The following is a 22,553-nucleotide window of genomic DNA, read 5'->3' as shown; positions in this document are numbered from 1 at the left end:
ATCTAAATTTTATAACTATTACAATAAATTTTATACAGATGATGTATAATAGTAAAGAAATAACTAAGGTTTAAGTCATGAATATTAATCTTGTACATTTTATTGTTCCTTGTATCGATTCTGTAATTGCTAAAAACTTCTATAAAAGAATCTTTGATTTTAAGTCTGTTAAGGCTGAAAATAAAAATATTATTGTAAGTGTAAATGAAAAATTAAAGTTTGAATTAGAAGAGACACAAGAGTATACAAACAACCACTATGTCTTTGAAGTAGATGAAATATCTTTTAATCAGTTAATTATAAATTTTAAAAAAGAGAAGTTATTATTTGGTGATAATATAAATGAATTAAATAACAAGAAAGTAAGACAAAGTTCTTCTAAAAAAGAAGTATTTTTCATAGATCCAAATAGTCACCTATTTCAGATCTATACAAAAATAGCATATTAATCTTCGATAAAAAGTTTACCTTGTTCATATAAAGAAGAAACAGCTTTTCCCCAAAAAGAAAAATATTTTAAATCTTTATCATTGATTTTAAAAGAATCAACTATCTTTTTAGTCAATTCATGCTCTTTTTTATCAAATTTATCATCAATATGAACTAAAATCATAAGTTCCAAAATAACAATTTTTCTACTCTTTTTTGATTTAAAAGAACAAAGTATTTCATCTAAATTAAAATCTGCCTCATTGAAAAATCTTGGTTTATCAATTCCCATTTCAACACAATATTCATCTATAACATCTTGTTCTCGATTTCCATATTCCCCATCAACTCTTGCTAGGTGTTGAGCCAACTGTAAAAAAGCAAATTTTTCTTTAGTTTCTAATTTCATTAATAACATATATTATTTTCCCTGATTTTTTTATATAATGTACTTTACTATTTAACTATTAATCAATGGTAAACCGTAAAGATATTTTAAGCACCTAAATATTTTGCTTTTATATCATTTGATTTTAGAAGTTCACTTCCCGTACCTTCTAAAGCAACTTGCCCATTTTCTAGAACATAACTATAATCAGAAATTTCTAAGGCTGCATATGCATTTTGCTCTATAAGTAATATTGTAATTCCCTCTTCTTTTAGCTTAATAATCGTCTCAAAAAGTTCCCCAATAATCTTTGGTGCAAGACCTAGTGATGGTTCATCTAGCATAAGAAGTTTTGGTGAACTCATCAAAGCTCTAGCAATTGCCAGCATTTGTTGTTCTCCTCCACTCATAGTTCCACCTAATTGACCTTTTTTATCAATTAATCTTGGAAATAAGTTAAACATCTTTTCTTGATGTTCTTCATAAAATTCTTCACTTTGATTAAAAGACCCCATTCTCATATTCTCTTCAATAGTAAGATTTTGGAATACCCTTCGCCCTTCAGGAACTAAAGAGATACCCTTTTGAATTATTTTATGTGTTGGCAGTTTTGAAATGTCTAAATCATTAAAAAAAATACTTCCAGTTTTTTTTACATCATTAACAATTGATTGTAAAGTTGAAGTTTTACCAGCACCATTTGAGCCAATTAAAGAGACAATCTTTCCCTCTTGAACTTCAAAATCAATGCCTTTTACACCTTTTATAAGACCATAAAAGACTTCTAAATTTTTTACTTTAAGCATGTTTAAAATCTCCTAAATAAGCCTTAATTACTTCTTCGTCTTTGATGGCATCTTCTATTTTACCTTCAAATATAGTTTTTCCATAATCTAATACCATAACCCTATCACATAAATGATTGACAAATTTCATATCATGTTCTATTAATAAAATAGTTATATCAAATTGATCTCTTATTTTAAAAAATAGTTTTGCCAATTCATGTGTTTCTTGTGGGTTCATTCCTGCTGCTGGTTCATCTAAAAGAAGCAATTGAGGGTTTGCAGCTAAAGCTCTTGCAATCTCAACTTTTCGCTGACTACCATATGAAAGTGAAGTTGCTAATTCATCAGCATACTGGGCGATTCCTAACACTTCCATAATTTCAAAAGCTCTTTGTCTTACTCTTTTTTCTTCTTTGAAAAATCTTGGCAATCTAAAAATTGTTTCAAAATATGAATATGAAGCTTGATAATCAAAACCAATAAGAACATTATCTAAAACTGTCATTGAATTAAAAAGTCTGATATTTTGAAAAGTTCTTGCTATTCCTCTATGAACTATTTTATATGGTTTTATTCCATTGATTTTTTGACCATGAAACTTTATATCACCATGCGTTGGTTCATAGTTTCCAGTGATAATATTAAACATAGTAGTTTTACCAGCACCATTGGGACCAATAAGTCCATATATCTCTTTTGCTTTTACTTGAAATGAAGTGTCTTTTATAGCAGTTACTCCACCAAAGTTTTTAGTTACATTGCAAACTTCTAAAATCATTTGTTTGCCTTTTTCTTTTTAAATAAATCTTTTAACTCTCTTTTTCCCATTAAACCTTCTCTTGCAAAAAGCATTACTATTATCAAAATCAAGGCGAATACAACCATTCTCATTCCTGGTAATCCATCTGTATGAATTCCCATAAAATTAATTGGTTCATCTAAGAATCTCATCCATTCTAATCCAGCCATAACCATAACTGTACCAATGATTGCTCCTGTAGTACTTCCAAGTCCACCTATTACAATAATAATTAATAATTGGAAAGTAAAGAAGAAAGTAAATAAATCTGGACTGATTGATGTTAAAAGCGCAGCTAATAATCCACCACCTACACCTTCAAAAAATGCTGATGTTGTAAAAGCCAATGTTTTTATTTTAAAAGTATTAATACCCATTGCACTTGCAGCATCTTCATCATCTCGAACCGCTTTCATAGCTCGACCATATTTTGAATAAATTATATTTAAAATAGCCATTACTGCAAATATAGCAGTTCCACCTGTCCAATATAAATTTGAAAATTGAGGAATATCATTTATCCCTAAAGAACCATTTGTAATCTCTGGTGAATTAATAGCCAAAATTCTAATTATAAAACCAAATCCTAGAGTAACAATTGCTAAATAATCACCTCTTACTCTAAATACTGGGAAAGATAAAGAAAGTGCTAAAAGTGCCGAAATAATACCTGACAAAATTAAAGCCCAGAAAAAATTAGTTTGTAATGCTAAAATCCATGGATAAGGATCTGAAATATCATATTGATATAACATACCTTCACTATCGACTAATAATATAGCGGTAACATAAGCACCAATTGCAACAAAACCATTTGGTTCTAATGAAAACTGTCCCGTAACACCATTTATTAAGTTATAAGAAACTGCTAAAATAATAAAAATCGCAACATTATTTATAATTCTTACTGTATATTCATCAAAAACTTGTTGAGCAAACCAAGTAAACCAAATAGCAGTAATAATAATACCTAGATTAATTATTCTTTGTTTTGTAAAAATTGAATCATTTGTCATAATTAAAACCTACTCTTTTCTAAATCTTCACCCATAATACCAGTAGGTTTAAATAATAATACTAATATTAAAAATACAAAAGCAAAAGCATCTTTATATCCACCCATTTCAGGGAAAAATGCGATTACAACAACTTCTGTAAATCCAATAATAAAACCACCTAAGACAGCACCAGTAACAGAACCAATACCACCTACAACGGCAGCTGCAAAGGCTTTTAATCCAACTAAAACTCCCATCATAGGTTCAACAGAAGGATAATTTACAGCCCAAAATATCCCACCTACAGCAGCTAATGCAGAACCAAGAGCAAATACTAATGATATAATCATATTTGCATCAATCCCCATCAAATTTACTGTTTTAATATCAAAAGATAAAGCTCTGATTGCCATACCATATTTTGTTTTATATAAAACAAATAAAATTCCTAAAAGTAATATTAAGGTTACAAGAGGAACGGTAACTGATGAAACAGAAAATGTAACATTAGCTACTGTAAATATTTGTTCCATATAAGATGGAACCGGAAAAGCTCGTGGAACTCCACCTACAAATACAGTGAAAGCATTTTCTAAAAAGAAAGATATTCCAATAGCTGTAATAAGTAAAGATATTTTTGGAGCTTCTCTTAAGGGCTTATAAGCAATTTTGTCCATTAACATTCCAAGTGCTGCTGATAGAGTAACTGCTAATAACACGGTGAGAGGAAAAGGCAAATCAAATACTGCCATAAAAGTATAAGCTAAAAAAGCTCCAACCATCATAATATCACCATGTGCAAAGTTTATCAATCTTAGCACACCATAAACCATCGTATAACCAATCGCAATAAGGGCATACATACTACCCAAACTAAAACCGTTTACCATCTGCTGCATAAACGTTAATATATCCATTAAATCTCCCAATTCATATTAGTACTTTTTTTATAATAATAAAAATAACACAAATTAATTTTACTATTACAAAAAAAGTTTAGTCATAAGACTAAACTTTTTTAATTTTGTTTTTTGTTTTAATTATGGATTTACAGTTGCTTTAAATACAGCTTTTCCATTTTTAATCTCTTTGATAACTGCAGATCTTGTTGCATTACCATCTTTGTCAATTGTAATGTTTCCAGATACCCCATCAAAGTTAGTTGTTTTTTTAATCTCTTTATTAATACAAATAGAATTTGTAGGGTCTTCACATCTATTCATTGCATCAATTAAAATATTGTATGTATCTGCACCTAAGGCAGTAAATGAATTCATCTCTTTATCCCCAGTCTCTTTTGTATGAAAAGCTACGAAATCTGCTGAAGTTTTTGATGGAGGATTAGCATAATCGAAGAAATCTGTAAACATATAACCTTCAACAGCATTTCCACCTAAGTCAATAAATGTTTGATTTGCAACACCATCACCACTAAACATTGGTTTATCTAATCCTAATTGTTTAGATTGTCTAGCAATCATAGAAGCTTCTGGATGATATAAAGGTAAGAACATAAAGTCTGGGTTTATTTGTTTGATTTGAGAAACTACAGCTTTAAAATCTTTATCACCTGAAGTGATTTTGATTTTTTTAACAATTTTCCCACCTTTGGCTTTAAATGCATTTTGGAAAGCTTTTGAAAGACCTAAAGAGTAAACCTGTGCTTGGTCTACAACTACAACAGCAGTTTTATACCCTTGAGCTATTGCATAGTTTGCAACAACTTCACCTTGAAAAGAGTCAGTAAAACAAACTCTATTTGCAAATTCTCTTTTTGCAGTTAATTTATCATTTGTAGCAACTGCTGCAATAACTGGTACTTCTTTCTTATCAGCAATTGCAATTGTTTGTGCAGTATTAGTAGAAGTTAAAGCACCTAAAATAGCAACTACTTTATCAGATGAAATTAATCTTGTCGTAGCATTTGCAGTTTCTACTTTGTCACCTTTATTATCCAATAATACTATTTTAATAGTATCACCATTCTTTAATTTAGGTTGTAATTTATGTGCTAATTCAACACCTAAATTTGTAACTTGTCCATAAGCTGCAAGAGGTCCAGACATAGGCATAACAGCACCAACTTTAATCTCTTTAGCACTTAGAAGTGAGCTACAAGATAAAAGTGTAGCAACACTAAGACCTAAAATTTTTTTTGATATATTCATATTACTCTCCCATTTTTTAATTGATAACTATACTATATTATAGTTTAAAGATATAAATATACAAAATTAAAATATTAAGATAATTGATTTTTACCGGATTTTTTTGCTTTGTATAATTCTTCATCAGCTCTTCGTATTAGACAATTAATATCTTTATCTTCAAAATTATATTCAGCACTACCAATACTTACTGTAAATCGTTTATACTCATTTTTAGATTCACATATAGATTTAATTAATTTTTCTGCTACTATTTTTGCTCCTACAATATCAGAATTTGGTAAAAGAACTAAAAACTCATCGCCACCAAGTCTTACAATAAAATCATTATCTCTAATTTTATTTTGCATAAGTTTTACTAATCCTAATAATACTTGATCCCCTGCTTCATGTCCATAATTATCATTTATACTTTTAAAATCATCAATATCAACAATTAATATAGATAAAGTACTTTTTTCCCTTTTAATTATTTCAAAATATTTTTTTGAAAAATCTTCTAAAAATCTTCTATTATAAACTTTTGTCAAAGCATCTGTATTTGATAGTTTTTCATGAAAAGCACGACTAGCTTCTGCATCAATTAACTCTTTCGTTCTTATATCTAACTCTTTTGCAAGATTATTAAAATTTTCACTTAATTTATCAATCTCAACAATTCCACAATTTTCTAAAGATATTTCAGTTTTTTTACTTCCAAGAATTTTTGTCATATTAATTATTTTTAATATTGGAGAATTTACTAATAAAACAAAATCATTTGCTTTTTTATACAAATAAATAAAAAATAAAAAATAAAAAACGAGAATAAACACAATAATTGTAATTCCTAAATGAATATATTCTTCTTTTATGTTTTCTACACCTATTAATACATTAGATTCTTTAACTAATGTAATTGTATACCAAGGTAGTTTATCAACTTTATTTGGAAAAATAAAATATTTATCATCGCCTTTTTTAAATTCATATTTGTAATTTTTATTGGAAATAATATCTTCTAAAATATTACACAAGTCTTTATTTTTAAAAAATAAAGACTCTTTTTCTTTTCTAAAAATTGTATGTGATATCTTTTCATTTTTAGAATATTTATACTCATGGAAGTTTTCAATCTTAAATTCATCTTTTATTTTCTCATCCATTGCAATAATATTTAAATCTTTGTCAATCAGAAAAGTTGAACCATTATAAGGAATTTTAAAATTAAGGAAGTTCTCAATAATTTTATTAATGATTACATCAAGTCCAGTTACTCCTTCTAATATATCTCCTTTGTAAATAGGAACAAGTGCACTTATCATCCAACCTAATCCCGCTGGATCTAAATATACATCTGTCCAAACAACTTTTTTTTGTGGATTATGTTTTAAATCTGCATTATAATAAAAAGTGTAATCTTCTACTTTTGTATCATCTGAAATAACATTATATACATCTTTTATAAAAGGGTAATATCTTGAATAATTATATCTTGAATTATAATATGCAGCTACTACTAGTTCATTATTTACAACACTTGTTTTTAAATTATTATCTAATAATTCAGTTTTATTTAGTTCGATTTTTAACTTATCAGTAAGCTCTGCTGTTTTTTTAACCCAAACAGATGAACCTCCATTATCAATACTTTTATAATAACCACCACTTGAAGTATCTTCAAACTTTACATTATCATTATTTTTTATATTATTAATTTCTTTAAAAAAGTTTTGTTGTTCATTTTGTAAGTATTTTAGATTAGTCTCTATATTTTTAAAAGAGTTATTAATATCATTCTTAATAAACATAACTCTTTCGTTAACACTTTGTTTAACATCTTTTAGAACTAAGTTTTTACTTTTTTCTAAAATATTATTATTAGCATAAAAATATAAAATTAACAAAACTAACTCAATAAAAAATATAGATGATAAAGTTGTCTTAAGATAGTTTTTATAAATTATCTCTTTTAATGTTACCTTTTTCATTAATATGCCTTAGCCTAAGGTTAGTTTATTTATATTATTATTTTAACTTTTAACTTTTATCCCTTGTAAAAAATTAATTTTTTACTTTAAGTTAACTCATTTCCAAAGACATCAAATACATATCTTCTCCATCTACAACTCTTATATTAGAAGAATTACATTTTGGACAAGTAAATTCATTCTTCTTTAAAGTTGATTCTTCTTCACAATCTTGACATTCTATGACTATTTTTTGCTTATTTACAATAAATTCACACTCATCACATATGGTTTTTTCTTTAAATGTATCAAATGCAGTTTGGAGTAAATCAGGTTCAACTCCACTTAGAATACCTATTTTTACTACCACTTTGGTAACTTTTGTAGCATTATTAGCTTTTGCGTGTTCTTCACAACTTTCTAAAAGTGATTGAACAATTGAATATTCATGCAATTTTTATTCCTTTTTAAATGTCCCATTAAAAAAGGGAACCTATATATTTTTCAACTTCTTTTAACAAGGGAAATAAATTCCCTTTAAAGAAGCAAACCTTAAAGAGTACAACGAATTGTACTTAACAGATTCTTGGAAGTAATTCACCTGTTGGCAAATCAATAAACCTTTGTGTTCCCCAAGCAGTATTTAAAACCACTTTTTTATTATGTTTAGAAGTAACTTTTCCAATAATAGCTGCTTCTCTTGAAGTCTCATGCGATTTTAAAACTTCTAAAGCACTATCAACTTGATCTTTTGAAATAGCCATTACAAAAGTACCCTCATTTGCTAAACTTAAAGCTTCGAAGCCTAATAGTTCACAAATACCACTCACCTCATCGCATACAGGTATTTTTTCTTCTTCTATTTCTATACAAACATCAGATTGTTTTGCCCATTCATTTAATACAGCACTTACTCCACCTCTAGTAGCATCTCTTAAAGCTCTAATTTTAATACCAGAATCAATCAGCTTCTTAACAACTGGCCAAAGAGAAGCACAATCAGATTTTAAACTTGTAGAAAAATCAATTCCTTCCCTAGCTGCAAAAATAGTCGCCCCATGCTTTCCAATAGAATTTGATACGATAATTACATCTTCTTCTTGAATACTATTAGAAGAGATACCTTTTTGTTCTATCTGTCCAATACCAGTAGTATTTATAAATATCTTATCAACACTTCCTCTTGGCACAACTTTAGTATCTCCACTTACAACAATAGCACCATTTACCTCAAGCTCTTTTTGCATACTACTTACTATTCTATTCAAAGTATCAACATCAAAACCCTCTTCAAGAATAACAGAGCAAGTAAGATACTTAGGTCTTGCACCCATCATGGCTAAATCATTACAAGTACCACAAATAGCAAGTTTACCAATATCAGCCCCTGGAAACTCTATAGGACTAACCGTAAAACTATCAGTAGAAAAAGCCAAAGTACCATCTTGAATAACAGCAGCATCTTCACTCTTACTTAGAATATCATTTTTAAAAGCCTTATAAAAAACTTCAGTAATAAGCTCATTATTCTCTTGCCCACCATTACCATGTGCTAGTGTTATTGTTTTAGTCATCTTTTATCCTAATAGTTTTTCTTCTTATTAATTATACTTACAAACTATAGGGATAGTAGGTTTTAGATTTTGTTCTAGTTCAAGGCGGAGATAAAAATTTAGGTAGGAGCTTACAGTAGTAAGTGAGTATCTAAATTTTTAGCTTCAACGATGAAATTGAACAAAAGATGAATCCTAATATCCCTATAGTAGATTTCCATATTTATAATATGCGGAACATGCACCTTCTGAGCTCACCATACAAGACCCTAATGGGCTACTAGGTTTACATGCTGTTCCAAATACTTTACAATCATTTGGTTTAGCTACACCTCTCATAATACTTCCACAGATACAAAGCTTATGGTCATCTATCTTTTCATTTGGTAAGATATCTTTATATATTATCTCTGCATCAATTGAAGCATACTCATCTCTTAACTTATATGATGAATCTTTGATATCCCCTAAACCTCTCCATCTAAACTGTTCTGCTTTTGTAAAGAACTTATTATTTAACTCTTGAGCTCTTAAGTTTCCATCATATGTTACTGCTCTTGAGTATTGTAGTTCTAAGTCACATCTGTTTTCGTTGAACTGTTTTATAATAGATAGAATTGATTGCATTACATCTACTGGTTCAAAGCCACTTACTACTACTGGCTTTTTATAATCCACTACAAACTCTTCATATATCTTAGAGCCAGTTATTACACTTACATGTGAAGGTCCTATAAATGCATCTATTTTACAATCACTACTATCAAGTAATGCCCTCATAGGTTCTGGTACTGTTATATGGTTTATATGAAATAATATATTCTTTACTTCACTCTTAGTTACATGCTCCAATAGTGCTGCTGTCATTGGAGTAGTTGTTTCAAAGCCTATTGCAAAAAAGATAATCTTTTTATTTGGATTTTCATTTGCTATTTTTATAGTATCTAAAGGTGAATATACAAATCTTACATCTGCACCTTTACTTCTAGCATCTTGTAAGCTTCCACGACTTCCTGGTACCTTTATCATATCACCTAGTGTTACAAGTATTACATCTTCTTGTAAACTTAATATATAAGCATGATCTATTCTCTCTTTTGGCATAACACATACAGGACAACCCGGACCATGTACAAAGTTTATATTTGAAGGAAGAAGTTGAGGAAGTCCATACTTCATAATAGTATGGGTATGACCACCACATACTTCCATAATGTTTATATCTCTATTTAGTTTTTGTGCCTCTTTGTCTATTAGCTTTTTAAGTGCTTTTATAGTTTTAGGATCTCTAAATCCATCATATAAATCTTTTAATTTTAGTTCACTCATACACTTTACCTAGAAGGACAATTTTCTGCGTTTTCAATTTCTCGCAGTCTATCTTGTTCTTCCATTTTTTCTATTATCTCTTTATAAACTTCAAGTGATGCTAAAGCATCTTCTTCATCTATTTTATTCATAGCAAAACCTATATGAATAAGTACATAATCTCCAAGGAATACTTCTTGGTCTATAAGATCCAAACTTGCACTTCGCTCTACTCCCATAGTATCTACTACACAAGTATTAGTCTCTTTGTTTATACTTTTTATTTTTGATGGTATTGATAGGCACATTTTATTTTCTCATACTTCTCTTAAAATTTATCCACTCTATTACTTTTTTAATACTCTCTTCATCTTTAGTTGATACTTCTAATATATCAACACTTGGATTTAGTTTTCTTGCATACTCTTTTTCTTTTTGAATATCATATTCAAAGTATGGTAATAAATCTGTTTTAGTGATAAGTATTAAATCAGCACATCTAAACATCACAGGATATTTTTCTATTTTGTCTTCACCTTCTGGAACTGATACTAATACTATATTTAAATGAGTTCCCACATCATATGATGCTGGACATACAAGGTTTCCTACATTTTCCACAAAACAAACATCTATATCATCTAATGGAATATCATGTAATCCTTTGTGTACCATAAAAGCATCTAAGTGACAAGCACTTCCTGTTTGTATTTGAACTGCTTTTATACCTTTAGCTGTTAGTCTATCTGCATCCCTTGATGTTTCTAAATCGCCTTCTACAACTGCAAATTTAAAATCAACCATATCAGCAAATTTTTCCAATAGTGTTGTTTTACCACTTCCTGGACTTGACATAAGGTTTATACCTAATACTTTGTTTTCTTCAAAGTGAGCTCTATTGTGAGCTGCTTCATGATCATTTTTATCAAGAATTTTTTTGATTACTGAGATTGTTTTTGAATCATTTAACTGTGGATTATGATGAAGTGTTTCGTGTGCCGCTTGATGAGAGTGACTATCATGAGAATGGCTATGCTCATGGTCGTGATGATGATGGTCTGTTATACTACAACCGCAATCTTTACACATGTTTTGCCTTTTAGTTTAGTTTATGAATACTTGTTCATTTACTGTAGTGTAATGCAAGTAATATAAAACCAAACTAAAATTTTACTTTCTTATGTACTTTTAGAACTAAAAAAGCATTTATTACGCAAAGTTCGCAGATGTCTCTTTTAATATATCATTTACATCTAGTGATTCACCATTGTACTTAACTATCTTTATACCTTGTGAAGTAAAAGATTTAGCTGTATTTTTACAAGCTTTTTTAACTACAACATAATCACAACCGTTAAGTGCTACACCCATTTTGGCATGTTGTGCTATATGCTCTTCATCATCATGTGCATGATCACAAGCATGTTCTTCTTCTGGATGATCATGGTCTAAGTCACTTCTTGGATTATTTATTACAGAGTTTAGGTTAAAAGAACGGAACATTCCTGTTCCACTTAAATCATATATTGCAAACTTTGGAGTATGCCCTGCGTTGCTAAAGAAACTTAATTTATCGTCTTTTACGGGAATTGCTATTTTCATTATATTCACCTTTTATTTATTTATACGAGCATCATACTCTTATATTATAATATTATGCAATTTTTACTCCATAAACAATTAAATTTTTAATTTAAATGATGATACACTGCCACAAATGAAAAATATAAACAAATTTACCCTCCTTTCTCTTCTTTTATTGGCAATGACAACTGTCATGTCAAATGTAGCCATAGTTACATCTTTGCCACACTTAAAAGAGTATTTTAAACATACAGCTAATATAGAATTTTATTCAAGATTGATGCTTACTCTACCTTCCCTTGCTATTGCATTACTAGCTCCCGTTTTAGGACATATTATTTTTAGATTTGGAAAAAAGAAATCAGTTCTTATAGCACTATTTTTCTTTTCATTTTTTGGAACAGCTGGATTATATCTTGATAGCATAGAGACACTTTTAGCATCACGGGCATTGTTTGGATTATGTGTTGCTACTTTGATGATTGTTTCAACATCTCTTGTTGGAGATTATTTTAAAGAAGAAGAAAGACATCAATTCATGGCTTATCAAAGTGCATTTATGGCTTTAGGTGGAGTCTTTTTTGTCGTCGGGGGAGGAATGTTATCTGATATGAATTGGAGATTTCCTTTTGGCATTTATTTTATTGGAATACTTCTAATACCTTTTGTTCTAAAAAATATAAAAGAGATAAAAATAGAAGATATGCAAGAAGATGAGACTGTAAACATAAGTAAAAATATTTTATTTGTATATTTTCTTGCTTTTTTTTATATGCTTTTATTTTTTATTTTACCAACTCAATTTCCTTTTTTACTTATAGAAAAATTTAAAGTAAGTGGTTCTTATGCTGGGACTATAATTGCTACTGCATTCTTTTTTAATGCTTTAGGGGCTATTGTCTTTTCAAAATTAAAAAAGATATATTCATACTCCACTATTTATATCATAGGGTTAACACTTATTGCTTTTGGCTTAAGTTTAGTAGGAATAATAACAAATGTTCATTTCTTTTTTATATCAGCACCAATATTGGGTTTTTCTGGTGGATTTATGATGACAAATGCAGTTGCATGGATGTTAAGTAAAACAAATCCTAAAAAAAGAGTCAAAAGTTCAGGATACTTCACTTCATCTATTTTTTTAGGACAGTTTCTTTCACCTATAGTTTTTCACCCATTAGTTGCTATTTTTGAAATACAAAAGTTCTTCTCTATAATAGGTGCTTCACTATTTGTAATTATTCTATTAGTAGTAATTATAAAAAAAGTTATACAGAGATAATACTCTCTCCACTTTTAATCCAAGAGCTTAATAATTCACCTGTGTAATAAACTTGCATATTACAAGCTTGTAATTCATCTTTTACACCCAAATCTTCAGAACATTTTTGACAAGCAATTACTTCTACACCATCAGCTATCATTGCTTTTACTTTCTCTTGTACTTCTTTATCTTCACTTATAAGTTTTTGAGAAGCTCCCCAAACTAAAACCTGAACATTTTCAATCCAACCTTTTAGTTTTGCATTATGTGCATATAAACATACCATACTTAATGCTGTCTCTTTATTATCACTTGCCCATAATATTTTTGCAGTATTATTCATAAATCTCTCCATAATTTAATTTTATTGATTATATGCTTTTTTACTTATCAATTTATATAAATTCTATTTTAGCTATAATTTTTTATGAATTTAACTAATTGCCCTTTTTGTAATCATCACTTACTCTATAACTTACAAGATAACTATAAAAAATGTAAATCTTGCAAAAGAAAATTCTCATTAAAAAAATTAGAAACAGATATAACTATAATAAACTATTTTTGCAATAACATAAATGCAAATAAAACAGCACAAATATTAGAGCTAAACTATAGAACTGTTCAAAATAGATATATGCTTTTTAGAAGACTTATAGCAAACTTTTTGGATGAAGAGTATAATAATAGTATAAAAGATAATAGCTCTTATCAAGAGTATTATTACTTTACAACAAGAGAACATAATAAAAAAAATCGCTCACTTTTTGATGCTATTAATATTATTGGTTTTTATTCAAGTAAAAAAATATATACCCTTCTTATGCCAAAGCTACCTAAACATAGTATTGAGAGTAGTACAAAAGATTATGAGTATTATTTAAAATGGCATAAACTCTACTCTATAAACTCTTATAAAACTCCTTTAAGTATCTTTTGGAAATATCTCGAAGAAAACTTGAAAAAATACAAAGGAGTTGATGAAAGAAATTTCTTTTATTACTTAAAAGAGTGTGAGTTCAAATTTAACTACTTACAAAATAAACAAATAAACATTTTAAAAGATTTATATTTCAAAGATTAAACTCTTACTTCAAGATAAAGGGCATATCTCTTTTAAGTGATTCAAGTAAGTCTTCATTTAAAAAGAACTTTGCAAACTCTTCTTTACTCTTATATGCTTGAGCACAAACATATCTATTTTTTTTAATAAGATTTAAAGATTCATCTATAAAATTTTTATACTCTAAGTTTGATTGATAATATTCATACATCTTTTTTAAATCATTATCTGTAATACTATCTTTTAACATTACAACATTATCTTCAAAAAATTCTATTACATTATCTTCATCATCTTTTAGGTGGCAAAAAGCTTCGACTATATCTAGAAACCTCATATCAAACTTATAACCTTCTAAAAGTAACTGTTTTAGCTGTTCAACTTTGTTATTTTGGAAATAGTATTGCATAAGAAGAGATAAGTAGTGATCTTTTACATCACTATCACCTTCACTTAAATTCTCTTCTATTTTTTCTAAGTCATCTATTATATTTTCATTTATGTTTGTCTCATGTATTATGGCACATTGAGCAATTATCTCATGTAATCTATCATCCATTAAAAATCCTAATTTATTTAATTGTAGATTATAATAAATATAATTAATATTTTGTTAAAACAAAGTGGTTAATATTACGGCAATAAAAAGGAATTATATGTTTAAAACAGCTTTACATAGATTTAGAATTATTTCATATATAGAAGGCCTATCGTACTTAACTCTTTTATTTATAGCAATGCCCATTAAATATATTGCTGAAAATCCATACCCTGTAAAAATCATAGGTATGACTCATGGTATTTTATTTATACTTTTTATGATATTTTTATTTGAATCTCTTAAAAAATATAGTTGGGAAAATAGATTTAGTACTAAATTATTTATATACTCAATTATTCCATTTGGTTCATTTATTATAGAGAAAAAAATAAAAAAGTTAATCTAAATCAATGGGTAAGACCAACTTAAATATGACACCTTTGTAAGTTTTATTTTCGTAATTATATGTACAATTTATTGCCTCAATAGAACCTTTTAAGTGTAACTCAACTAAAAGTTTACTCATATTTAATCCTATTCCTGTTCCATGAAACTCTTTTTTTGTAGTAAAGTAAGCATCAAATATTTTATTAATAATCTCTTCTCTTACTCCCCCAGCATTATCTTTAATTTCAATAATTAAATTATCTTTTTCTTTAAAAGCATCTATAAATATATATTTATCTTCATCTTTAACATTTTCATTCAATGCATCTTTTGCATTTGTAATAATATTCAAAAATACTTGTATAAGATCGTTTTCACTAGTTTTGAACTCTATATTATCTATATTTTTTATAATAGAAAAATTATCTTTTGCATATTTTGAACTTGCTAAAAATAGAGCCTTATCAACTATATCTTCAATATGTGCTAATTCTAGCTTTTTATCCATCTTAAAAAAACTTCTAAAGTCATCTATAGTATTAGACAAATACCTAGCTGATTTAAGAATATGCTCTAAAGTATCATCTAACTCTTCATCAGTTATAGTTAATTCTTCTTTTTTTAGTTGTAATCCGCTTGCAGAAACAGAGATATTTGATAAAGGCTGTCTCCATTGATGTGCAATATTTTCAAGCATCTCTCCCATTGAAGCCATTTTTGATTGTTTAAGAAGAATCTTATTCTTCTCTTCATTCTTTTCAATCTCTTCTTTTACTTTCTTATTTAACTTGTCATTAAGTTTTTTTAATAAAAACTGTCTATATATTAATACAAGGATAAAAAGAATAACAAACATTATAAATAATGATTTAACAATAAAATCATAATCTAAACCTTTTTGATAATTTATTGATATCCATTTATTCTGCATTCTATTTATTTCTGATTCTGGAATTTTATCAAGTGCTTTATTTAAAATATCTCTTAATATTGGTTCATCTTTTCTTACTCCAATACTTAAGTTAGATTGTTCATCTAATCTTCCTGTAATTTTTAATTGTCCAATATAATCTTTTTGTATAGTGTAAGCCAAAGTATGTACAGTATCAATTAGTCCAAAAACTTCTCCATCTTTTACCCGTTCGATTCCTTCTTTTATATTTTTAACTTCTACAAAATCTATAAGGGGGTATTTTTTTCTCATCATATTAGAATATGCATAATCTTTAATTAATGCTATTTTTTCTTTTTTCACTTGCATAATGTTATCAATAAAAGGTTTATCTATCGTAGATACAATTGCTAAAGAGGAATTAATAAAAGGATTAGTAAAAGTTAAATAAGCTCGTCTTTTTTCAGTATTTATTGCAGAAGAAACAATATCACATTTTCGCTTTTTTGCATATTGAAGTGTTTGTGTCCAATTATCTGTAGGTATTAATTTTATCTTAGTATCTATCATTTTTTCTATTGCTTGTATATATTCAGATACTATTCCTATATGCTTTCCATTTTCTATTTTTTCATATGGTAACCAATCTGGTTCAGTACACATTGTAATAAATTTTTTATTTTTTAAATAAGTTTTTTCTTCATGTGTCAAAAAACTATTCATATTATTTTTGAATATAAACTCATCAAGATTGATTTCATTTTTAATATATCCCATAAGTTTATATGTATTGATAATAAGGTTAATTTTATCTTCTTTTACAGCCCCAATTTTACCCTCTTTATCAAAAACTAATTTTTTCATTTCATTAGCTTCATATATCAAACTATCTAAAGTTTTATTTTGAGGATTATAGTTTTTATAAATAAGTTTCGATACTTCATCAATATTATTAAATGCATACTCCCAGCCCTTTATAGTTGCACTAAAAAAATTTTCTACTAACTTTGGATCTTTTTTTACAAGTTCTTTAGAAGTAAAAATCAACTCCTCATAAAAGTCAAATCCATAATCTTTAGGATAAAATATTTTACTCTCATAACCTTTTTGTTTTAGAATAAAAGGTTCATTTGTTATATAGGCAAGCATCAAGTCTGTTTTTTTATTTATTAAATCATCTACATTAAATGAGTGTTCAAGAATATTTAAATCATTTATTGACATATTATTCGTAGTCAACATAGATTGTAAAGTAGCAAATAGTTTTTGGTCATTTGTCACCATAAGTGTTTTATTTTTTATATCTTTTATTGTGTTAATTTTTGATTTTTTCAATGCAAGAAGGATTAAGGGTGAAGACTGAAAAATTGTTCCTATTAAAACAACATCTTTACCATTTGCTTTGTCTATTATTAGAGAACTTGAAGTCATTCCAAAGTCAATTTCTTTGTCTAAAACTTTATCTACAATATTTATATTAGGCTCATATTTTATAAATTGAACATCAATTCCTAAATCTTGATAGAATCCTTTCTCTTTTGCTACATAAAAACCAGCAAATTCAAACTGATCTAACCACATAAATTGTAGTTTTACTTTTTTAAGTTCATTACTATGTAAAAAAGTTATGACAAGAATTAATATTATTAGTAACTTTTTCATTATAAACCTTATAACATATACTTACAAATTTTAGTTAAGTTTATTTAAAATGAGATTAGAAATTATTTCTTATTTTTTTCTAATACTTACAATTAATAAGAGAAAGTTACAAATAATACTTTATTATTAACTTAATTCAATAAATTGTAGTATCATTACAATATGTAAAAGGATCCAAAATGAATAAAAACATAGGTAAATTAGATAAGACTATAAGAATTATAGTTGGTATTGTAATTATAGTTTCTGGTGTTCTAACTAATAGTTGGTTAGGTGCAATAGGATTGATTCCATTAGGTACAGCACTTATTGGATGGTGTCCATTATATTGTCCACTTAAAATCGATACAACTTGTGATAAAGAAAGTTGTAAAAAAGACTAGGGATTACCTAGTCTTTAAAAGCTCTACCACTCATCTTTGTCATTTAAAGTTATAGTTTTAAAATAGAAAATTTTGTTTTATTAGCTCTTGATTTGTTTCTTACTTGCTTCATTTTTTGTCAATAACTTTTGCTTTTACACTATCTTTTCCAAGGAACATTTTTGTTTCCGTATCACTAATAATTAATTTTGCTATTTCATCAGTTACCATTGCTACTTGATCTGTTTCTGCTGCTACCATAGCATTCTCTTGCGTTTGTCTATCAAGTTGTGAAACAGCATCATTTATTTGCTCTATTCCTAATAATTGTTCATTTGAAGCACTTTTTATGTCAGAAATTAAATTAATTGTTTTAGAAACATTATCATTTAATTTTTTATATCCACTTATCATTTCTGATGCAATATTTTTTCCTTGGTTTGCTTTTACAGTAGCTTTTTCAACTAAATTTTTTATCTCTTTTGCAGCTTCTGCACTTCTTGATGCTAGATTTCGTACTTCTCCTGCAACAACTGCAAATCCCTTTCCAGCTTCACCTGCTGTTGCTGCTTCTACTGCTGCATTTAAGCTTAGGATATTTGTTTGAAAGGCTATTTGATCAATTACAGTAATTGCTTCACTTATGGCTGTAACTTCTGCATTTATTTCTTCTACTGCTTTTGTTGTCTCATTTGCTAAATTTTCACCTTCAGTTACTGAATCTGTTACATTGTTTGAGAAACTTGCCATCTTTGCGATATTTTCAGTATTATTTCTAACATTACTTGTAATCTCTTCTATTGCTGCTGCTGTCTCTTCTAATGAACTTGCAGCTGTTGTTGTGCTTTTATTCAATTTATCAACATTTTTTAGTAATATATCTGAACTCTCCCCTAGTCTTAATCCCGTACTTTTATTTTCTATTAGCATATATGTTGCAGAATCACCAAGAGAGTTAATTCCATTTGCCAATTTTAGAATATGCTCTTTTAAATCTTTTGTTGAAACTTTATTAAGATAGTTATATGCTGAGTATTCTTCTATAATATTAAGTATCTTATCAACATTACTTTCAAGATTCTCAGCCATTTTATTCAATACATCTTTTAATTGCATTAATGCGGGATTAGAAACATTTACATCTAGTCTTTGACATAAATCTCCTTGTTCAAATTCTGAAAGTACAGCAATAGTCTCATCGATTAACTTTCTATCTTCTATAACACCTTTTTTAGTCAATTCAATATTTTTATTTACTACTTTTGCCATTTCTGAGAATTCATCTTTTCCATTTTCATTAATCAAATTTGCATCACTATTTTCCCTATTTAAAAATTTAAAGAAATTTAATAAACCATCTTCAAAACTACTTATTGATTTATCAATAGTTCTTCTTAATAAAAATGATAATAAAATTGTTGTAAATATAATAGTACCTGTTATACTTATAAAAATAATAAGAGAAGAAGAGATTAAACTAGCAGTATGTTTCTCATTTTTCTTTATAACTTTATATACTTCAGTAGAAAACTCATCAAGTAAAGTTCTCATTTTTTCAAAATTAGGTAGATATGACTGAAAATAAAAATCCTTTGCATCTTCAATTTTATTTGAGTTTACTAATTGAATTAGATTATCAGTATCTATTTTTGTTTGATTATAATACTTTTCAAATTGATTAAATTTTTCAACTTCTAGCTCATTGCCCAAAAGATTTCTAAACTTTTCAAATCTTTCTTTCACTTGAAGTAAATTTTCATTTACTTCCTTATCAATTTTATTTTTAATTTTTGTGCTATCATTTAAATTCATAATTTGCAACAATGAAATATTTGATTGGTAAGAGTCTCTGTCTCCTTCTAATAAGACGACAATACCTGCAAACTCTTTATAACAAAGATTTAAAAAATTTGCTTTTATGCTTTTAATATTTGATGAAACATAAATACTAGATATCACGGACAAAATAATCAAAATAACAAAAGATCCAACAATTTTATTTTTAATACTCATAATCTACTCCTAAATTACTATTTAAAACTAAAAAACAACTTATAATTTCATTAATATTATTACAATATATTTAAATTAATACTTTATTTTTTATATAATAAATTAATTTTATATTAATTTGATATTTATATAGTAACTTTATAGTAAAAATTTATTGGATTATATTAAGAGAATTAGTTTTGAAAGTATAGTTGACCAAGAGAAATTCCTTGATCATTTAAAGGAATAGTTTTAGAAAAATAAAACTTTCTTTTTAATTTTTCTAATCTTTTAGATAATTGTTCTAATAGTGTTTTATTTTGAAATACTCCACCTGCTAAGACAATTTTAAAGTTCTTATTTTCTAAAGATATATCACATATAATATTTATAATCATATTTATAAATTTTGTACAAATAAGAATTTTATCTTTATCTTTCAATATTTCATGAATCATTTTTGATAAATCAATTTGATTATCAATTATTTCATAAGAGTATGCATCTTGGATATTTTCATCATACTCTTTTTCTATTAGAAGACCTGTTTCTCCCTCATAAGTTTGTATTTGTAAAATATTGGCAATTGATGATATTACATCAAAAACTCTTCCAAAAGAGCTTGTAAGTGGCGTATTTAGATTCTTTTGCCACATTTTATAAAATAACTCTATCTCATTTTTTGAAAAAGAGTTTACACAAGCATTATCTAAACTCAATACTTCTTCAAAACTAAAATTATCAAATAACAAGGACAATGCAATCCGTCTTGGCTCTTTTACAGCTTTTTCTCCACCTAAGAGCTTAAAATACTTTATGTGAGTTATTCGTTTATATGAACTTCTATTTACAATAAAAACTTCTCCACCCCAAATATTTCCATCTTCTCCATATCCTGTTCCATCAAATACAAAAGCTAAAACATCTTCATCTAAATCATATTCAGCCATAGTGGCTAGAGCATGTGCATAGTGGTGTTGGATTTGTTTTACTGGCGTTTTCTGATTCATCGCCCACTTTGTTGTTTCATAAGAGGGATGTTTGTCACAAACTATTAATTGTGTTTTAAAATCATAAAACTTTTCAAAAGTACTTACACTTCTTTTAAAATACTCCATAGAAACAATAGAATTCATATCTCCAATATATGGTGAAGAAATCATATTATTATTAAACCCTAAAGAGATAGAACTCTTTTGATTAGCACCAAGGGTTAAAATATTTTTATCAAATTTACTATTACTTTTAAAAGATATTGGCGCATAGCCTCTGGCTAGTCTTAATATTTGTATTTCATCATTTACAACTTGAACAATTGAGTCATCACAGGCATTTATTATCTCTCTATTGAAATCTAACACATAATCAACTACATTTCCAAGTTTATTAAATATCTCTTCAACACTTTTTATTATTGGTTCATCTTTTAAATTTGCACTTGTGGCAATTATTGGATTATTTAAATATTCAAAAAGTAAAATATGCAAAGGAGTATAAGGAAGGAAAACTCCAAGTCTATTTATATTTGGAGCTAGTTGTTCACTAATTTTGTCATTAGAGTTTTTATTTACTATCACTATTGGTTTTTCTTTGCAAAGTATTGTCTCTTCTTCTTTTTTTGAAATATTTGCACAGCTTTTAATTTCGTCAATATTTTTAAACATCACCGCAAAAGGTTTTGTCGGACGATTCTTTTTTTCTCTTAGTTTTTTAACTGCATTTTCATTTGTTGCATCACAAATTATATGAAAGCCCCCTATTCCTTTTATAGCAACTATAAATCCAGAATTTATCTTTTGGGCTATTTTTTTAAGAGTTTCATTACTACTTAATTCATTTTTTTGATTATCGTATAATTTTAATTTGGGTCCACAATTAGGGCAACAAATTGGTTGAGCATGGTAGCGTCTATTTGTGGGGTCTTCATACTCTTCTTTACACTCTTGGCACATAATAAAATCACTCATAGAAGTATTGATTCTATCATAGGGTACAGTACTGATTATAGAATATCTAGGTCCACAATTTGTACAGTTTGTAAACTCATATTGGTATCTTCTATTTTCTTTATTTGTAATATCTTTTATACAATCTTCACATATGGCAATATCTGGTGAGACTAAAGTAGACTTACTATTTTGATTAACACTTTGAATTATTTTAAAATCGGTAAACTCTTTTAATGATGTATCTTCAAACATAGAAATATTATCTATCTTTGATAAAACTGGAGGATTATTTTTAAGCTCATTTAAAAAAGCATCAATACTATTTTTCTTACCTTCAAGTAAGATATTGACACCTTTATCATCATTATTTACATATCCAGTTAAATTGAGTTTTATAGCAAGATTATATACAAAGGGACGAAATCCTACACCTTGAACAATACCTTGGACTTCAATTTTAAACTTACTCATTCACTC

Annotated in this window: 23 protein-coding genes; 5 read left to right on the top strand and 18 right to left on the bottom strand. The window is 27.5% G+C overall.

Features of this window, described 5'->3' with window-relative positions:
• The first annotated feature begins 77 nt into the window (after nucleotides 1-77).
• The gene (locus LXN10_RS13220) at nucleotides 78-449 is read left to right on the top strand and encodes a hypothetical protein (protein ID WP_375723458.1); all 372 of its coding nucleotides are present in this window, start codon (nucleotides 78-80) and stop codon (nucleotides 447-449) included.
• Here the strand turns inward: LXN10_RS13220 and LXN10_RS13215 are convergent.
• The 13 genes from LXN10_RS13215 to LXN10_RS13155 form a co-directional block, all read right to left on the bottom strand.
• The gene (locus LXN10_RS13215) at nucleotides 446-838 is read right to left on the bottom strand and encodes a TerB family tellurite resistance protein (RefSeq protein WP_375723457.1); all 393 of its coding nucleotides are present in this window, start codon (nucleotides 836-838) and stop codon (nucleotides 446-448) included. The two genes, LXN10_RS13220 and LXN10_RS13215, sit on opposite strands and share 4 nt — an antisense overlap.
• Before the next feature lie 86 nt (nucleotides 839-924).
• Nucleotides 925-1,623, bottom strand: coding sequence for an ABC transporter ATP-binding protein (locus tag LXN10_RS13210; protein ID WP_375723456.1), 699 nt, complete (start codon nucleotides 1,621-1,623; stop codon nucleotides 925-927).
• Entirely contained in the window at nucleotides 1,616-2,383 is a 768-nt protein-coding gene (locus tag LXN10_RS13205) for an ABC transporter ATP-binding protein (protein WP_375723455.1), read from the bottom strand. The genes LXN10_RS13210 and LXN10_RS13205 overlap by 8 nt, the downstream gene beginning before the upstream one ends.
• Nucleotides 2,380-3,420, bottom strand: a complete 1,041-nt coding sequence (locus tag LXN10_RS13200) for a branched-chain amino acid ABC transporter permease (protein ID WP_375723454.1) — start codon at nucleotides 3,418-3,420, stop codon at nucleotides 2,380-2,382. The genes LXN10_RS13205 and LXN10_RS13200 overlap by 4 nt, the downstream gene beginning before the upstream one ends.
• A gap of 2 nt (nucleotides 3,421-3,422) precedes the next feature.
• Complete coding sequence (locus LXN10_RS13195) at nucleotides 3,423-4,319, bottom strand: branched-chain amino acid ABC transporter permease (RefSeq protein WP_375723453.1); 897 nt, start codon at nucleotides 4,317-4,319, stop codon at nucleotides 3,423-3,425.
• A 123-nt stretch (nucleotides 4,320-4,442) separates the two neighbouring features.
• Nucleotides 4,443-5,564 (bottom strand): ABC transporter substrate-binding protein, encoded by a 1,122-nt coding sequence (locus LXN10_RS13190; protein WP_375725345.1) that lies wholly within the window; start codon nucleotides 5,562-5,564, stop codon nucleotides 4,443-4,445.
• 80 nt (nucleotides 5,565-5,644) lie between these two features.
• Nucleotides 5,645-7,540: a sensor domain-containing diguanylate cyclase gene (locus tag LXN10_RS13185; RefSeq protein WP_375723452.1), complete on the bottom strand. Its 1,896-nt coding sequence runs from the start codon at nucleotides 7,538-7,540 to the stop codon at nucleotides 5,645-5,647.
• A 91-nt stretch (nucleotides 7,541-7,631) separates the two neighbouring features.
• Nucleotides 7,632-7,973, bottom strand: coding sequence for a hydrogenase/urease nickel incorporation protein HypA (gene hypA / locus LXN10_RS13180; protein WP_375723451.1), 342 nt, complete (start codon nucleotides 7,971-7,973; stop codon nucleotides 7,632-7,634).
• A 121-nt stretch (nucleotides 7,974-8,094) separates the two neighbouring features.
• Entirely contained in the window at nucleotides 8,095-9,093 is a 999-nt protein-coding gene (hypE, locus tag LXN10_RS13175) for a hydrogenase expression/formation protein HypE (RefSeq protein ID WP_375723450.1), read from the bottom strand.
• 183 nt (nucleotides 9,094-9,276) lie between these two features.
• Nucleotides 9,277-10,401, bottom strand: a complete 1,125-nt coding sequence (gene hypD / locus LXN10_RS13170; RefSeq protein WP_375723449.1) for a hydrogenase formation protein HypD — start codon at nucleotides 10,399-10,401, stop codon at nucleotides 9,277-9,279.
• Nucleotides 10,402-10,406: 5 nt separating this feature from the next.
• Nucleotides 10,407-10,688, bottom strand: coding sequence for a HypC/HybG/HupF family hydrogenase formation chaperone (locus LXN10_RS13165; RefSeq protein WP_375723448.1), 282 nt, complete (start codon nucleotides 10,686-10,688; stop codon nucleotides 10,407-10,409).
• Nucleotide 10,689: 1 nt separating this feature from the next.
• The gene (hypB, locus tag LXN10_RS13160; protein ID WP_375723447.1) at nucleotides 10,690-11,469 is read right to left on the bottom strand and encodes a hydrogenase nickel incorporation protein HypB; all 780 of its coding nucleotides are present in this window, start codon (nucleotides 11,467-11,469) and stop codon (nucleotides 10,690-10,692) included.
• 120 nt (nucleotides 11,470-11,589) lie between these two features.
• Nucleotides 11,590-11,982 (bottom strand): NifB/NifX family molybdenum-iron cluster-binding protein, encoded by a 393-nt coding sequence (locus LXN10_RS13155; protein ID WP_129099860.1) that lies wholly within the window; start codon nucleotides 11,980-11,982, stop codon nucleotides 11,590-11,592.
• 115 nt (nucleotides 11,983-12,097) lie between these two features.
• Between LXN10_RS13155 and LXN10_RS13150 the strand changes: the two genes are divergently transcribed.
• The gene (locus LXN10_RS13150) at nucleotides 12,098-13,246 is read left to right on the top strand and encodes an MFS transporter (RefSeq protein WP_375723446.1); all 1,149 of its coding nucleotides are present in this window, start codon (nucleotides 12,098-12,100) and stop codon (nucleotides 13,244-13,246) included.
• On the opposite strand, the gene LXN10_RS13145 is transcribed toward LXN10_RS13150, so the two are convergent.
• Nucleotides 13,233-13,571, bottom strand: coding sequence for a DsrE family protein (locus LXN10_RS13145; protein WP_375723445.1), 339 nt, complete (start codon nucleotides 13,569-13,571; stop codon nucleotides 13,233-13,235). The two genes, LXN10_RS13150 and LXN10_RS13145, sit on opposite strands and share 14 nt — an antisense overlap.
• An 84-nt stretch (nucleotides 13,572-13,655) precedes the next feature.
• Between LXN10_RS13145 and LXN10_RS13140 the strand changes: the two genes are divergently transcribed.
• Nucleotides 13,656-14,312 (top strand): hypothetical protein, encoded by a 657-nt coding sequence (locus LXN10_RS13140; RefSeq protein WP_375723444.1) that lies wholly within the window; start codon nucleotides 13,656-13,658, stop codon nucleotides 14,310-14,312.
• Between the two features lie 4 nt (nucleotides 14,313-14,316).
• Here LXN10_RS13140 and LXN10_RS13135 read toward each other — a convergent pair whose 3' ends face one another.
• Nucleotides 14,317-14,850: a hypothetical protein gene (locus tag LXN10_RS13135; RefSeq protein WP_375723443.1), complete on the bottom strand. Its 534-nt coding sequence runs from the start codon at nucleotides 14,848-14,850 to the stop codon at nucleotides 14,317-14,319.
• A 97-nt stretch (nucleotides 14,851-14,947) separates the two neighbouring features.
• Between LXN10_RS13135 and LXN10_RS13130 the strand changes: the two genes are divergently transcribed.
• On the top strand, nucleotides 14,948-15,238 hold the full coding sequence (locus LXN10_RS13130) for a DUF3817 domain-containing protein (RefSeq protein ID WP_375723442.1): 291 nt from the start codon (nucleotides 14,948-14,950) through the stop codon (nucleotides 15,236-15,238).
• On the opposite strand, the gene LXN10_RS13125 is transcribed toward LXN10_RS13130, so the two are convergent.
• Entirely contained in the window at nucleotides 15,230-17,773 is a 2,544-nt protein-coding gene (locus LXN10_RS13125) for an ABC transporter substrate-binding protein (protein WP_375723441.1), read from the bottom strand. The two genes, LXN10_RS13130 and LXN10_RS13125, sit on opposite strands and share 9 nt — an antisense overlap.
• 179 nt (nucleotides 17,774-17,952) lie before the next feature.
• Between LXN10_RS13125 and LXN10_RS13120 the strand changes: the two genes are divergently transcribed.
• Nucleotides 17,953-18,156: a YgaP family membrane protein gene (locus LXN10_RS13120; protein WP_375723440.1), complete on the top strand. Its 204-nt coding sequence runs from the start codon at nucleotides 17,953-17,955 to the stop codon at nucleotides 18,154-18,156.
• 108 nt (nucleotides 18,157-18,264) lie between these two features.
• Here the strand turns inward: LXN10_RS13120 and LXN10_RS13115 are convergent, their stop codons facing one another.
• On the bottom strand, nucleotides 18,265-20,148 hold the full coding sequence (locus LXN10_RS13115) for a methyl-accepting chemotaxis protein (protein ID WP_375723439.1): 1,884 nt from the start codon (nucleotides 20,146-20,148) through the stop codon (nucleotides 18,265-18,267).
• 173 nt (nucleotides 20,149-20,321) lie between these two features.
• The gene (hypF, locus tag LXN10_RS13110) at nucleotides 20,322-22,547 is read right to left on the bottom strand and encodes a carbamoyltransferase HypF (RefSeq protein WP_375723438.1); all 2,226 of its coding nucleotides are present in this window, start codon (nucleotides 22,545-22,547) and stop codon (nucleotides 20,322-20,324) included.
• Nucleotides 22,548-22,553 lie beyond the last annotated feature (6 nt).

This window comes from Arcobacter iocasae, assembly GCF_042214795.1.
GTDB classification, from domain to species: domain Bacteria; phylum Campylobacterota; class Campylobacteria; order Campylobacterales; family Arcobacteraceae; genus Arcobacter; species Arcobacter iocasae.
This window is presented reverse-complemented; position numbering and strand designations above follow the sequence as displayed.